This is a genomic window from Mesorhizobium sp. LjNodule214, assembly GCF_964252735.1.
Lineage (GTDB): Bacteria > Pseudomonadota > Alphaproteobacteria > Rhizobiales > Rhizobiaceae > Mesorhizobium.
This window is the reverse complement of record NZ_CAXUPE020000002.1, coordinates 1,925,160-1,939,136: the sequence shown is the minus strand read 5'-3', so window position 1 is coordinate 1,939,136 and position 13,977 is coordinate 1,925,160. Positions and strand designations below refer to the sequence as shown.

General features: G+C 64.5%; 14 protein-coding genes. 3 read left to right on the top strand and 11 right to left on the bottom strand.

What is annotated here, in order from left to right:
• Window positions 1-197 precede the first annotated feature (197 nt).
• The 4 genes from fosX to phnG are packed head-to-tail and all read right to left on the bottom strand — an operon-like array spanning window position 198 to window position 2,800.
• On the bottom strand, window positions 198-617 hold the full coding sequence (fosX, locus tag ACSQ3Z_RS23160; RefSeq protein ID WP_436173576.1) for a FosX/FosE/FosI family fosfomycin resistance hydrolase: 420 nt from the start codon (window positions 615-617) through the stop codon (window positions 198-200).
• Window positions 614-1,726, bottom strand: a complete 1,113-nt coding sequence (locus ACSQ3Z_RS23155) for a carbon-phosphorus lyase complex subunit PhnI (protein WP_436173575.1) — start codon at window positions 1,724-1,726, stop codon at window positions 614-616. Before ACSQ3Z_RS23155 ends, fosX begins: the two co-directional genes overlap by 4 nt.
• A 1-nt stretch (window position 1,727) precedes the next feature.
• Window positions 1,728-2,339, bottom strand: coding sequence for a phosphonate C-P lyase system protein PhnH (gene phnH, locus ACSQ3Z_RS23150; protein ID WP_436173574.1), 612 nt, complete (start codon window positions 2,337-2,339; stop codon window positions 1,728-1,730).
• Entirely contained in the window at window positions 2,339-2,800 is a 462-nt protein-coding gene (phnG, locus tag ACSQ3Z_RS23145) for a phosphonate C-P lyase system protein PhnG (RefSeq protein ID WP_436173573.1), read from the bottom strand. Before phnG ends, phnH begins: the two co-directional genes overlap by 1 nt.
• 157 nt (window positions 2,801-2,957) lie before the next feature.
• Here phnG and phnF point away from each other — a divergent pair, with 157 nt between their 5' ends.
• The gene (gene phnF / locus ACSQ3Z_RS23140; protein WP_436173572.1) at window positions 2,958-3,704 is read left to right on the top strand and encodes a phosphonate metabolism transcriptional regulator PhnF; all 747 of its coding nucleotides are present in this window, start codon (window positions 2,958-2,960) and stop codon (window positions 3,702-3,704) included.
• Window positions 3,705-3,715: 11 nt separating this feature from the next.
• Here phnF and ACSQ3Z_RS23135 read toward each other — a convergent pair whose 3' ends face one another.
• From ACSQ3Z_RS23135 to ACSQ3Z_RS23105, 7 genes are all read right to left on the bottom strand, one after another.
• Window positions 3,716-4,543: an amidohydrolase family protein gene (locus tag ACSQ3Z_RS23135; protein ID WP_436173571.1), complete on the bottom strand. Its 828-nt coding sequence runs from the start codon at window positions 4,541-4,543 to the stop codon at window positions 3,716-3,718.
• Between the two features lie 4 nt (window positions 4,544-4,547).
• Window positions 4,548-5,564 carry a zinc-binding alcohol dehydrogenase family protein gene (locus tag ACSQ3Z_RS23130; protein ID WP_436173570.1) on the bottom strand — a complete coding sequence of 339 codons (1,017 nt, stop codon included), beginning with the start codon at window positions 5,562-5,564 and terminating at the stop codon, window positions 4,548-4,550.
• A 67-nt stretch (window positions 5,565-5,631) separates the two neighbouring features.
• Window positions 5,632-6,597 (bottom strand): ABC transporter permease, encoded by a 966-nt coding sequence (locus tag ACSQ3Z_RS23125; RefSeq protein ID WP_006200459.1) that lies wholly within the window; start codon window positions 6,595-6,597, stop codon window positions 5,632-5,634.
• Window positions 6,594-8,147: a sugar ABC transporter ATP-binding protein gene (locus tag ACSQ3Z_RS23120; protein ID WP_436173569.1), complete on the bottom strand. Its 1,554-nt coding sequence runs from the start codon at window positions 8,145-8,147 to the stop codon at window positions 6,594-6,596. Before ACSQ3Z_RS23120 ends, ACSQ3Z_RS23125 begins: the two co-directional genes overlap by 4 nt.
• 126 nt (window positions 8,148-8,273) lie before the next feature.
• Window positions 8,274-9,269 carry an ABC transporter substrate-binding protein gene (locus ACSQ3Z_RS23115; protein ID WP_436173568.1) on the bottom strand — a complete coding sequence of 332 codons (996 nt, stop codon included), beginning with the start codon at window positions 9,267-9,269 and terminating at the stop codon, window positions 8,274-8,276.
• Window positions 9,270-9,607: 338 nt separating this feature from the next.
• Complete coding sequence (locus ACSQ3Z_RS23110) at window positions 9,608-10,606, bottom strand: aldo/keto reductase (protein ID WP_436173567.1); 999 nt, start codon at window positions 10,604-10,606, stop codon at window positions 9,608-9,610.
• 59 nt (window positions 10,607-10,665) lie between these two features.
• Window positions 10,666-12,171, bottom strand: a complete 1,506-nt coding sequence (locus ACSQ3Z_RS23105) for a UxaA family hydrolase (RefSeq protein ID WP_436173566.1) — start codon at window positions 12,169-12,171, stop codon at window positions 10,666-10,668.
• A gap of 258 nt (window positions 12,172-12,429) precedes the next feature.
• On the opposite strand from ACSQ3Z_RS23105, the gene ACSQ3Z_RS23100 reads away from it, so the two are divergent.
• Window positions 12,430-13,347, top strand: coding sequence for an FCD domain-containing protein (locus tag ACSQ3Z_RS23100; protein WP_436173565.1), 918 nt, complete (start codon window positions 12,430-12,432; stop codon window positions 13,345-13,347).
• Between the two features lie 204 nt (window positions 13,348-13,551).
• A complete protein-coding gene (locus ACSQ3Z_RS23095; protein ID WP_436173564.1) occupies window positions 13,552-13,905 on the top strand; it encodes a DUF2946 family protein in 354 nt (117 codons plus the stop codon).
• Window positions 13,906-13,977: the final 72 nt, after the last annotated feature.

Genomic DNA, 13,977 nt, shown 5'->3' with positions numbered 1-13,977 from the left:
CAGATGACCCCAGCCGGATGGATGCACATCGGAATTCTCCCGTTGGCGTTTATTGGCGTGGTTGCCTTTGTCCTTCGAAGAATGGTTCTCCCTGCGCCGAAGGAAGGCGCGAGTGGCGAGACCGTAGCCGGCAGTGGTGGTTATGGCGGGCCCGGAGGGTACGATGGCGGTGGCCATTCCGGCGGGGGCAGCTAGGATCATCCGGCGACCTCCAGTCCCCTGGCGTAGCACGCCAGCCGATCGGCCAGCGTGCCAGTGTGCAGTTCGAACATGTGATTGTCTTCGTCGTAGAAGTAGATCGAGCGGCCTTCGCCCCCGACGCGCGGGCGTGGTGGGCGCATGTCGAGGCCAAGCGTTTTGACGCGCTCGGCATAGCGGTCGAAATCGGCGTCATCGATCTTGAAGGCGATGTGGTTGTAGCTGCGCTGCGGCAGCGCTTCGCCCTCCATGATGGCGATCCAGAGATCGCCGATCAGGAAGAATTTTTCCCGCGACAGCGAGAACTGCTGGGCATCGCTGGCATAGACTTCGCGCGCGTCGAAAATGCCGGTCAGGATCGCGCTCATGCGGTCGAGATCGTGGACGATGAACGTCATGTGGGACAGGCATTCGATCATTCGGCGGCCTCCCGCTTTTCCTCGACCTTGGCAGGGTTTTCGCGGGCCTCGTATTCGGCGCGCATGCGGCGCACGAGGTCGAGTTCAGCCTGGAAATCGACATAGTGCGGCAATTTCAGATGTTCGACGAAGCCGGTCGCCTGGACATTGTCGGAATGCGAGATGACGAACTCCTCGTCCTGCGCGGCGGCGACGACATCCTCGCCCAGTTCGCTTGCACGAAGAGCGCGGTCGCAGAGCGCCATGGCCATCGCCTTGCGCTCGCTCTGGCCGAAGACCAGGCCGTAGCCGCGGGTGAACTGCGGCGGCGCCTTGGCCGAGCCCTTGAACTGGTTGACCATCTGGCACTCGGTGACGCGGACAGAGCCGAGTGGCGCGGCGAAGGGCAGTTCCGGCACGTCGAGTTCCAGCTCGACCTCGCCGATGCGGACCTCGCCGACGAAAGGATGGTTGCGGGCATAGCCACGCTGGGTGGAATAGCCGAGCGCCAGCAGAAAACCCTCGTCGCCGCGCGACAGCGCCTGCAGGCGGATGTCGCGCGCCATCGGGAATTCCAGCGGCTCGCGGGTGATGTCGCCGGGGATATGGTCCTGCGGCATGTCGCCGTCCGGCTCGATCAGGCCTTCGCGGGCGAGGATCGCCGAGACGCGCGGCATGGCTTCCGCCTCGCTTTCGCGCTGCAACGGCTCGGCGACGTCGCCGCCGGCGGCAAGCTCCGGATCGAGCAGCCGGTGGGTGTAGTCGAAGGTCGGGCCGAGCAACTGGCCGCCGGGCAGGTCCTTGTAGGTCGCCGACACCCGCCGCTCGACCAACATCGCGCCGGTGTCGATCGCTTTGGTGTAGCCGAAGCGCGGCAGGGTCGTGCGATAGGCGCGGACCAGGAAGATCGCCTCGATCATGTCGCCGCGCGCCTGGACGATTGCGAGTGCGGCCAATTCCCTGTCGTAGAGCGAACCTTCGCTCATCACCCGGTCGACGCCGAGCGCTAGCTGCTCGACGATCTGGTCGAGGCGAAGTGCCGGCACCGAACGGTCGCCGCGCCGGCGATCGGCGAGCAGCCGGTGGGCGTTACGAATAGCTGCTTCGCCGCCTTTTACCGCAACGTACATCTTACGCCTCCATCGTCTTGATGCGCGTCGTGCGCGGCAGGCAAGCGAGGCTGTCGGCTGTGGCCAGGATGATGTCGACGCCACGCGGAAAGCGCTGGTTGTTCTGCTTCCACTGTTCGACGAAATGACGCGGCATCTGCGCCGGCGCGATGGTCGCACTGGTTTCTATGCCGGGGCCTTCGAGCAGCAGCGGCGCGCCAGAGGCAAGATCGGTGACCTGCAGGATCAGCGTCGTCGAGCGATCGGGATAATCCTGGGTGCCTTGCGAAAAGCCGTCGAGCGCCATCATTTCCGCCGGGTTGGCGATCAGCGCGAAATGCGCATCGGCCGGGGTGTTGGCTGAAGGCGCGCCGGTGTGGAAGCCGAGCCAGGATTTAACGGCGGGTGCGGCTTGCAAGGGGAGATCGAGCCAGAGCGGCGTGTCGTTGTCGCAGAGCGAAAGCGCAATGGCGCCAGCCGTCGCCGAAAGCGGCACCGGTGGGCGGGCAAAGGCCGGCAGGGCTTGCACGCTGCCCGGTCGCGCCATGGCATCCATCACGGCGCGAAACACCGTCTGGGCGTTGAACACCGGATCGGCGAAGCCGCCCTCGATCGCTTGCACAGCCAACCCCATCAGTCTTCTCCGCGCACCATGGTGAAGAAATCCACTTTCGTTGCCGCGGTCTCGGCGCGCCGCTGTTCGCGCGCCTCGACCAGGGCCGCCCGCAGCGGCGCCACCAGCCTGGTCTCGACCGCCTCGCGATGGGCGGGCTCCTGCCACAGCGCATCGGCGATCGCCGCCAGCTTCGCCTTCCGCTTGTCGCGACCGAGCGTGTAGCAATGGCCGACCTGTCCGGACGGCAGCCGGACCGTGGCGCGGGTGACGGTCGCCTCGCCGACATTGAAGGGCGCGCCGCCGCCGCCGATGCGGCCGCGCACGGTGACCAGGCCGGTTTCGGGGCCGCGCAGCAGTTCGGCTTCCGAAGGCAGGCCGGCCTCGTTCCAGAGGCGGGCGATGTCGTCGCCGGGCGACTGCGCCAGCGTCGCCATGATCGCCTTGCGTTCGGCCTGATCGCGGGCTTCCTGTCCTCGCATGGCGAACTCCTTGCGTAGTGGCTAATTTGTCGATTGATATAGACAACCATACAAATTATACCTGTTAGCTAGCGCGAGTCCATGACGGGTGCATGACATCTGGCAAAAAGACTGGGCGAGCGAAAAGTCGGGGTGGGCGAGAAGATCGGGGTTGGAAATGATTGGGCAGCAAGTTGCCGGCATCGAACGGCGTAGCGGGGTTTCGCTTTGGCGGCAGATCGCCGACCAGATCCTGCATTCGATTGCCGTAGGCGATTTTGCTGAAAACGCCGCGCTGCCGCCGGAAATAGCATTGGCTGAGCGCTATGCCGTCAACCGCCATACCGTGCGCAGCGCCATCGCCGCCCTTGTGCAGGACGGGGTGCTGAGGGCGGAGCAAGGGCGCGGTACCTTCGTGCTGTCGCGCAAGCGGCTGTCCTATCCGATCGGCGCCCGCACACGCTTTTCGACCGGCCTGCAAGGGCAGGCGTCCGAACGGCATATCGTCCTGCTGGCGTCGTCGGTCGAGCCGGCCAGCCGCCGCGTCGCAGAGGCCCTGGGTCTTGCCAGAGGATCCACCGTGGTTCGGCTGGAGACGCGCGGGGAAGCCGACGGGCATCCGGTGTCGCGCGCCACTGCCTGGCTTGATGCCCAGCGCTTCGCCGGTATCGACGCTGCGATGGCGGAAACCGGATCGGTCACTGCTTCGCTCAAGCGCTTTGGGATCAACGATTATCTGAGGCAATCGACGGTGCTTTCGGCTCGCCACGCCGATGCCGCCGACCTCGCCGATCTCGACCTGCAGCCTGGCGCCATCGTGCTGGTTACGGTTGCCGTCAACATCACGCCAGACGGAAAGCCGATCCAGTTTTCCGAGTCGCGGTTTCCGGCCGAGCGGGTGGAGTTGAAATTGTCCGCCTTGTAGAGTTCGAGCTGTCAGTCGATGCCGTAGAAAAGCGCGGCCGTGCCGCCGAAGATCTGATCGCGCGCGGCCGGCGAAAGACCGGCCACAAGTTCCTTCGCGGCGGCCAGCCACTTCTCATAGGTGGCGGCCAGTTCGCAAACCGGCCAGTCGCTGCCGAACATCAGCCGTTCCGGGCCGAAGCAAGCGATGAGATGGTCGGCATAGGGTTTCAGGCCGGCGATCGACCAGTTCGGGCCGGCTTCGGTGACCAGCCCGGAAAACTTGCACAGCACCGACGGTCTGTTGGCGAGCGCGGCCATGTCGCTTGCCCAAGGCTCGATGATGCCCTTGGCGATGAACGGCTTGGCAGCGTGGTCGACGACGATCGCCAACTCCGGAATGTGGTCGGCAAGTGCCGCGACCACCGGCAAATGACGCGGCTGCGCCAGCGCGTCGAAACGCAGGTTCAGTTTGGGCAGCAGCCTGAGCGCCGCAAGGTGCTTTGGCTTCAAAATGTCGAACGTGTCGTCAATGTCCTGCAGCATCGGCCGGATGCCACGGAATTTCGGCCGTGCCGCCAGCCGGCGCAACGTTGCTTCGACGTCGTCGGCGCCGAGATCGACCCAGCCGACCACCGCGGCGATGCTCGGTTCGGTCTCGGCAAGGTCGAGCATGAACTCGGTCTCGGCCACTGTCGCCGCCGCTTGCACCACGACGGTTCGATCGATGCCGGCAGCGTTGAGATGCGGCTTAAGATCGGCCGGAAAGACATCGCGCACGATCGGCGCGACATGCGGCCCCATCCAGAAATAGTCGCCGCGGGCGATCTTCCAGTAGTGCTGGTGTGCGTCGATCCGCATCGTCTCATCCGACCTCGATGATGGCCTTGATCAGCCCGGATTTCTGATGCGCCCAGCGGGCGAGGTCAAGAGGCGTGCCGGCAAGCGTGGTCCGGTGGGTGACGAGCTTTGCCAGCGGCACCGCGCCGTTGCGGATCGAGGCGGCGACATGGTCGAAATCGGCTCTGAGCGCGTTGCGGCTACCGACCAGCGTCATTTCGCGCTTGTGGAACTCGGGGTCGGAAAAGCCGATGTCGTCCTTGACGACGCTGACCAGGACCAGGGTTCCACCGTGCGCGACATGTGCGAAGGCCGATTGCACCGACTGTGTGTTGCCGGTGGCGTCGAAGACCACGTCGAAACCCTCACCGCCGGTCGCATCCCGCACCAGGTCGGCGGCGGTGCCGCGGGAACCGTCCAGCGTTGGGAAGCCAAGCTCGCTTTCGGCGAAGCCGAGCCGCTCCATGCTCATGTCGAGCAGGCTCACATCGAGCCCGGCGATGCGGGCGAAAAGCGCCGTGCCGAGCCCGATCGGGCCGGCGCCGATAACCAATGTTCGGGCGCCTGGATCGGCGCGCGCGCGGCGCACCGCATGCGCGCCGATCGCCAGGAATTCGACGGCTGCGGCGTCGGCCAGCGACAGTCCGCTTGCCGGATAAAGGTTTTGCGCCGGCACCAGGATCTGTTCGCACATGGCGCCGTCGCGGTGGACGCCGAGCACCTCGATCCTGACGCAGCAATTCGGCTTGCCGTGCCGGCAGGCGATGCATTTGCCGCAGGCGAGATAGGGATTGATGATCACCGGTTCGCCGATGGCAAGGGCTACGCCGTCGCCCTTGTCGAAGACCGTGCCCGAGACCTCGTGGCCCATGATGCGCGGATAGGCGAGGAACGGGTGCTTGCCTTCGAAGATGTGGTAATCGGTGCCGCAGATGCCGACATGACTGACGGCGACCAATGCCCATCCCGACGGCGGCGAGCCAGGCGCCGGACGGTCCTCCACGACAAGATCAGCGGGCGAGCGGCAGACGACGGCTTTCATGCTTCAATCCAATTCATGAAACCGCCGGCCCTCGCTTTCGCGAGGCCGGCGGCAGCTTGGGAGGGACTTACTTGCCGCGGCGGCGCAGGCCGTCGAAGTAGACGATGACGATGATCAGCACGCCGGTGATGATGCGCTGCCAGAAGGCGTTGACGTTGAGCAGGTTGGCGCCGTTGTTGATGGTGGCGAGGATGAAGGCGCCGAGCAGCGGTCCGTGCACGGAGCCGACCGCGCCGAACAGCGAGGTGCCGCCGATCACCGAGGAGGCGATCGCCTGCAGTTCCCAGCCTTCGGCCTGAGTCGGATTGCCGATGCCGATGCGCGATGCCAGCAGCACGCCGACGAAGGCGGCGCACAGGCCGGACAGCGTGTAGGCCATGTAGATGGTGCGCTGGACGTTGACGCCGGACAGGCGCGAGGCCTCGGCATTGGAGCCGACCGAGAACAGATAGCGGCCCCATCGGCTGTGATGCAGGAAGATGTAGGCCGGGATGCCGACCAGGATCACCATCCAGAACAGATTGGGGACGCCGACAAAGGAGCTGCGCGAGAATTCCTGGAAGGCGTCGTTGTTGATCGAGATCGAGTTGCCGTTGGTCATCAGCAAGCCGATGCCGCGCAGCGATGTCAGCGTCGCCAGCGTGATGATGAAGGGCGGCAGGCCCATCTTGACGATGCCGAAGCCATGGAACAGGCCGATGGCGACCCCGACCAGCAAGGTGATCAGGATGGCGAGGAAGACCGGCACGCCGGCATTGATCAGCATGGCGGCGATGACGGTGGCAAAGCCGACCACGGCGCCGACGGACAGGTCGATGCCGCCGGTGATGATGACGAAGGTCTGGCCGACCGCCAGGATGGCGATCATCGAACCCTGACGCAGCAGGTTCGAGATGTTGTTGCCCGAGGCGAAGCTCTGCGTCGCCACCGACAGGATGACCCACAACAGAACCAGCAGCGCCAGCAGCGTCAGCCCGAACAGGGCGTTGTAGTTGCGTTTCGGTTTTTCGGCGGCAATGGCCTCGGTGCTCATTTCTGTCCTCCCAGCTTTTCTTGTTTCTCGGCGAGCGCCTGCGTGAGAATGTCCTCGTGATTGGCGGTACGGAACCCATGCGTGGCCACCAGCTTGCCGCGCCGGAACACGTGCAGCGTGTCGGCCAGCTCATAGACCTCCGGCAGATAGGACGAGATCAGGATGATGCCGGCGCCCTTCGACAGCAGCGCGCCGAACAGGCGGTAAATCTCGGCCTTGGTGCCGACATCGACGCCGACCGTCGGCTCGTCGAAGATGAACAGCTTGGCGCCGTGCGCCAGCCATTTGCCGATGACGATCTTCTGCTGGTTGCCGCCGGACAGGCTGGAGACGAGCGCGCTTCGCGTTGGCGTCTTGATCCTGAGGCCGGCGATCTGGCGATCGGCCTCGGCCTTCTCTTTTGCGCCCGAGATCAGCATGTTGCTGGAGATGCGCTTGTAGATCGGCAGGTTGAGATTGAGGCCGACCGGCAAATTGAGGCACAGGCCTTGGTCGCGGCGGCTCTCCGGCGCCAGCGCCATGCCGAGCCTGATCGCGTCGTGTTCGGAATTGACCTGGACCGGCTTGCCTTCCCACAGGATCTGGCCGGCCGACTTGCGGTGGCGGCCGTAAAGCGTGGTGACGAACTCGCTGCGCCCTGCACCGATCAGCCCATAGAGGCCGACGATCTCGCCGGCGCGCACCGACATCGACACATTCTCGAAGCCCTTGCCCGACAGGTTCTTCGCTTCGACGATCATCGCGCCGGGCGTAAAATGCTCCTTGTGGTAGACCTGCTCGATCGAGCGGTTGATCATCATCTTGACCAGTTCGGCGTCGTTGGTCTCGGCAATGTTCCTGGTGCCGACCAGCGTGCCGTCGCGCAGCACCGAGATGCGGTCGGCGAGCTCGAACACCTCTTCCATGCGGTGGCTGATGTAGATGATGGTGACGCCTTCGCCCTTCAGCCGGCGGATCAGCTTGAACAGCTGGTCGGCCTCCTTGCGGGTGAGGTAGGCGGTCGGCTCGTCGAAGATCAGGAATTTGGTACCGCGCACGGTGGCGCGGGCGGCGGCGATCAGCTGCTGCTGGCCGATGGTGAGATCGCCGAGCACGACATGCGCCGGCAGGTCGAAGCCAAGATCGTCGATGATCTTCTGCGCGTCCTTGACCATGGCCCGCTGCTGCAGGATGCCATAGCGCGCGTTCTCCTCGCCGAGGAACATGTTGGCCGCGACCGTCAGGTGGCGGCAGAGCACGACCTCCTGGTGGACGGCATTGATGCCGAGCGCCATCGCCTCGTGCGGGGTCGCCAGCGCTTCGGGCTTGCCCTCCCAGATGACGTCGCCGGAGGTGCGCGGCATGACGCCGGTCAGAAGCTTGATCAAAGTGGACTTGCCGGCGCCGTTCTCGCCGACGATGGCGTGGATCTCGCCGGACTTGAAGGCTAGGTCCACCGGCTTCAGCGCGTGCGTGCCGGGGTACCGCTTCTCCAGCCCCTTGAGTTCGAGGATCGTCCTGCCGGGCTCCAGGGTCGGGGCCGGGTGCAGTTCCTGCGCCGTGGACGTCATGACAATCCTCCCAGATTGGTCCTGCGATTAGGCACGTAGACTAGAGGCTGCCGCATCCCGATGGTGTCGGGTTGCGGGGTGTCTCCGGGGCAAGGGGCCCCAGAGACGATGCGCCTGTGGCGATGCTTAGTCGAGCTTCGGGTTGAGCAGCGCGTCGATCTTCGGCTCTTTCATGTTGGCCTTGGTGACCAGATTGGCGCCGGTGTCGACATTGGCTTCGACCTTCTCGCCCTTCGAGGCGGCGAGCGCGGTCTTGATGCCGTCATAGCCCATCCGGTACGGGTCCTGGACGACGAGGCCGGAAATGACGCCGTCATTGAGGAACTTGATCAGCTTCTCGTCGCTGTCGAAACCGATCAGGCCGACCTTGCCGGCAAGGTTGTTCTCGGCGATCGCCTGGCCGACGCCCTGCGCCATGATCAGGTTGGATGCGAAGATGCCCTTCAGGTCAGGATTGGCGGTGATCAGGTCGGTCGCGATGTTGAGGCCGGTCGTGGCCTGGCCGTCGGCATATTTGTCGGCAACCAGTTCGAGGCCCGGATATTTCGCCTTGAGCTGTTCCTTGAAGCCTTGAGCGCGCTGCTCGAGCGAGCCGGCGCCGGGAAGCGCGGTGATCAGCGCAACCTTGCCCTCGACCTTGCCGCCATTGGCCTCGCCGATGGCCGCGGCGAGACCGTCAGCGGCAACGCGGCCGCCCTGGACGTTGTCGGTGGTCAGGAACGAGGTGAAGGCCTTGGAGTCGGCACCGGAGTCGATGCCGATGATCTTGACCTTGGTGGCAGCCTCGTCGATCGGCTTGCCGAGCGCCTTGGCTTCGGTCGGCGCGATGACGACGGCGGCCGGGTTGCCGGCGACGGCGTTCTCGAGGATCGAGATCTGGCCGTTGACGTCGGTTTCGGCCTGGGCGCCGAGTTCCGGCACGTTGACACCGAGGTCTTTGCCGGCCTTGCGGGCGCCGGCCAGAACGATCTGCCAGTAGAAGGAGGTAGTGTCCTTGACGATGATCGGGATTGTCACGTCCGCCGCCGAAGCCGGCGCCGTGTGCATGGCGCCTGCGAGCATCGAGGCGGCCGCGAGTGCCACGAAGGCGCGGCGGTTGAGAATGCTGGTCACGAATTTCATGAGGGTTCCTCCCTAGATCGCCCGGTGAAGGTTACGGAAGCTCCATTCGGATAGGCGCGGCCCAAACAGAACTTTATCAATAAAAAACATTTGCCGCTTTTTGATAGTGCATCGATCCGGCCGACGCAAGCGGTGTTTCGTATCGTCTCCGCGTGGCCTCGACAGGAGGCAAGCCTCCCTTCGCCGGTCCTCATTGCCACGTTCGGATGCTTCCGATCCTCTCTGATCGATATGGAATATTAATTCCATTGCTATGTCAATATGGAATATTCATTCTCTCGCGATCGTGAAGCCGTTTCTCATGCCGACCACCTGGGCGGACAATAGGCTCGTTTGCCTCAGCCAAGCGCCTGCACCAGCGTATGGGGATCGTATCTGGCGAACTCTGCCGGCAGCACAGGAGTTTCGAGCAGTTCCAGATTGCGCGTCAGATTGGCCGGCTTGGCGGTGCCGGTCAGCACGGAGGCGACGACCGGCTCATGCAGCGGGAACTGGAAGGCTGCCGCCGCGAGCGGGTAGCCGCCCTCGGCGGCGATCTTCTCCATCGCGCCGACGCGGTCGAGAATGTCCTTGCCGGCCGGCTGGTAGTCGAAATGCGCGCCCTGCACCGGGCCGGTTGCCAGTATGCCCGAGTTGAACACGCCGCCGATGATCAGCGAGGTCTGCCGCTCCCGGCACAGCGGCAGCAATTCGGCTTCGGCGCTGCGGTCGAGCAGCGAGTAGCGGCTGGCGAGCAGAATGCAGTCGAGCGGCGCACGGTTGAGCACGTCGAGGCAGATCTGCACTTCATTGACACCGAGGCCATAGGCGGAAATCGTGCCGGACGTCTTCAGCTCATCGAGCGCCTTCAGCCCGCAATCCATCAGCTGGCGGAAATGCAGCTTCGTCTTCTCGACGCCGTGCGTGTAGGTGCCGATGTCGTGGACAAACAGGATGTCTATCCTGTTTAGGCCGAGCCGGGCATAGGAGAATTCGACCGAGCGCATGATGCCGTCATAGGAATAATCGTAGTCGAGCGCGAAGGGCAGCGGATCGACATAGGAGTGATCGGGAACCTGGTCCTCCGGCACGGGGCGGAACAGCCGGCCGACCTTGGTCGAAAGCACATAGGAGTCGCGCGGCTTATAGCGCAGGAAGTCGCCGAAGCGGCGTTCCGACAGGCCGAAACCGTAGAAGGGCGCGGTATCGAAATAGCGCAGGCCGGCGTCCCAAGCGGTCTGCAGCGTTTCCATCGCCACATCGCGCGGGCAGGCCCGGTAGAGCCCGCCGATCGCCGCGCCGCCGAAGCTTATCTCGGTGACGTCGAGCGCAGTTGTGCCGATGCGGCGCTTGTCCATGCAAAGCCTCCCCTCCGGCCGCTGGCCGGTTTGTAAATGTCTGGTTGGTCGTGGCTGGTCTACAGCGTCGCACCGAGGTGCCAGGGCACGAACTCGTTGTCGCCGTAGCCGAACTCCTCGCTCTTGGTCTTGCGGCCCGAAGCCGTCTCGACGATCAATTCAAAGATCTCGCGGCCCATGCCGGCGATGGTCTTCTCGCCGGAAGCGATGACGCCGCAGTTGACGTCCATGTCCTCTTCCATGGTGTGATACATGGTCGAGTTGCTGGCGACCTTGATCGACGGCGTCGGACGGCAGCCGAAGCAGGAGCCGCGGCCGGTGGTGAAGACAATGACATTGGCGCCGCCGGCCACCTGGCCGGTGGCCGAGACCGGGTCGTAGCCGGGCGTATCCATGAAGACCAGGCCGTGTCCGGTGACCTTCTCGGCGTAGCCGAAAACGCCGTTGAGCGGCGTCTGGCCGCCCTTGGCGACCGCGCCCAGCGACTTCTCCAGGATGGTGGTCAGGCCGCCGCGCTTGTTGCCGGGCGAGGGGTTGTTGTCGATCGAGGCGCCATGCTTGGCGACATGGTCCTCCCACCATTTGACGTAGCTGTCGAGCTTGGCGGCGATCTCCGGAGACGCCGCGCGGTAGGCCAGCAGATGCTCGGCGCCGTAGATCTCTGTCGTCTCGGACAGAATGCCGATGCCGCCGACACCGGCGAGGATGTCGACGGCGGCACCCAGCGCCGGATTGGCGGTGATGCCGGACATGCCGTCGGAGCCGCCGCACTGCAGGCCGACGACGATCTCGCTGACCGGGATCGGCTCACGCTTCAACTGGCCGACTTCCTCGGCGATCTCGGCCAGCACGCCCATCGCCTTCTCGACCGATTTGCGCGAGCCACCGGCCTCCTGGATGTTGAAATGGCGTTTGCCGGCAGCGACGCCCTTTTGGCCGTAAAGGGTAAGCTGGTTGACCTCGCAGCCCAGCCCGACCATCAGCACGCCGCCGAAATTCGGATGGCGGGCATAGCCGGCCAGCGTGCGGTGCAGAACCATCATGCCGTCGCCGGTGCCGCTCATGCCGCAGCCCTGGCCGTGGACGATCGGCACAAAGCCGTCGATCCCCGGATATTTCGGCAGCAGCTCGCGGTTGGCCTGGTCGGCGATGGCGTGGCAGACAGTGGCCGAGCAATTGACGCTGGCGACGATGCCGATGAAGTTGCGCGTGCCGGCGCGGCCATCGGCACGGCGGTAGCCCATGAAGGTGCGGGCGCGGTCGGCCTCGGTGGCGTGCTCGGCCTCGCTCGGCGGCACAACGGGCAGGCGGCCGGACTCAAAGACCAGATTGTGCGAATGGACATGCTCGCCGGGCGCGATGTCCTGCGTGGCGCGGCCGATCGCCTGGGCATACTTCACCACCGCCTCGCCGGTCGCGATCGGCTTGATCGCCACCTTGTGGCCGGGCTCGATCAGCGCGGCGGCAACGGCGCCGCCTGGCAGCGCCGTGCCGATCTCGATGCGGCCATTGGCGACCGCGACATTGTCGGCCGGGGAAAGAAGAATGCTGCTTGCGGCGTTCACGGGCAGTTTTCCTGAGGGTTCCTGGGATGCGCTGGCGGATTGACATCAGCCTGTTAGCAGATAATGTCTTTTATCGTGAAAAAACATTTTTACGTCAATTGTTTTTTCGAAGGCCGTGCGCCCGGTGGATGCATGGAGGATAGGAGCCGCGCCTGACACGGAAAGCGATTCCGCTTTTTTCGAGCATGCGCTAGGAACATCTGTCATAGCGCGCTTCAAGCCGGCCACAGCAAGCGCCGGTGCGCAACGGGGCAGGGGATGTCGAAGAGCAACAACGTCTACAAGGACGCCTACAACCGCTGTTTGCGGCTGCTCGATGAAACAAGGAGCCTGCCGTCGGAGCCGGAACTCGGCACGCTGCTCGGCGTCAGCCGCACGACGGTGCGCAGCATTTTGGCGCGCATGGAAGAGACCGGGCTGATCGCCTGGAACAAGCGCAGCAAGACGGTCTTGCGCGCGCCGCGGCCGGACGATTTCTTTCCAGACGAAGAAACCGACACGCTGGCCGAGATCATCGAGCGCTCCTTCATGCGGCGGCTGCTTGCCGGCGGTGCGGAAGCGGGCATGCAGATCATCGAGCTCGAGCTGGCGCGCGAGATCGGCGTCGGCACCACCAGCGTGCGTGAGTTCCTGATCCGCTTTTCCCGCTTCGGCCTGATCGAGAAGCGGCGCAACAGCCACTGGGTGCTGAAAGGCTTTACCCGCGCCTTTGCGCTCGAACTGACCGAAATCCGCGAGATGTTCGAGCTGCGTTCGGCGGCTGCCTTCGCCGCGCTGCCGGAAGAAAGCCCGGTGTGGGCCGATCTCGACCGACTGGAGGACGAGCATCGCCTGCTGGCGCGCGACATCGCTACCCGCTTCAACGAATTTTCCGAGCTGGACGAGCGCTTTCACCGGCTGATCCACCGCGCCTCGCACAACCGCTTCATCGTCGATTTCTACGACGTCATCGCCATGATCTTCCACTACCACTACCAGTGGAACAAGGCGCAGGAGCGCGAACGCAACGAAGTCGCGGTGGCGGAGCATCTGGTCTATATCGCTGCGCTCAAATCGCGCGATCTCGGCAAGGTCGATGCCGCCTGCCGCAAGCATCTGAAGTCGGCGCGCAACACGCTCTTGACCTCCATCCCCGAGGCCGGCAGCCGCAACGTGCCTGATGCGCGTCGTGCCTGACCGGTTCGATGCGACGCGCTTAAATTATTGTCCATGCATGTCGTTGTCCCAAAACCGCTGCGCACTTTTGGGCGACATGCATTGGTCGTGCCGCGTTGCCGCAGCAATGATTTGACGATTTTCGCCCGGTCGGCCGCGTGCTAGGTATCTGCCGTTGCTGATCAAAGAGGCAGATCCTTGAACATCCGGCGGAGACGATGGAGCATGCCGGTCGCGCTTGTCGCGGCCTATCTGCTGCTCATCCAGTCGACGCTCGGCGCGTTCGCCTTCGGCACGACGCAGGATGCTGCGTTGCTCGACGCCTTCGGCAACGTCATCTGTACCCATGAGGGCACTGCCCAGCCTCCCGGCGGCGATCCGCACCAGCAGCACGTGCCGGCCTGCTGCATGCTCGGCTGCAGCATGGCTTCCGCGGTTCATGCGCCGCCGCCCGATGCCGGCGCATTGGCCACGAGTCTCTCCTTCGAGGCCGTCGCCTTCGTGCTGCCGGCCTTCAGGCATCTCGATTTCGCCCGTGATCGCTCTCCATCGAATCCGCGTGCGCCACCGGCGTCCTGAGCAAACGCGGCCTCGCGGAACCTTTCGTGGGCGCATTCATCCAACGCTGAACTGTTCGCGACCGGCCAACGG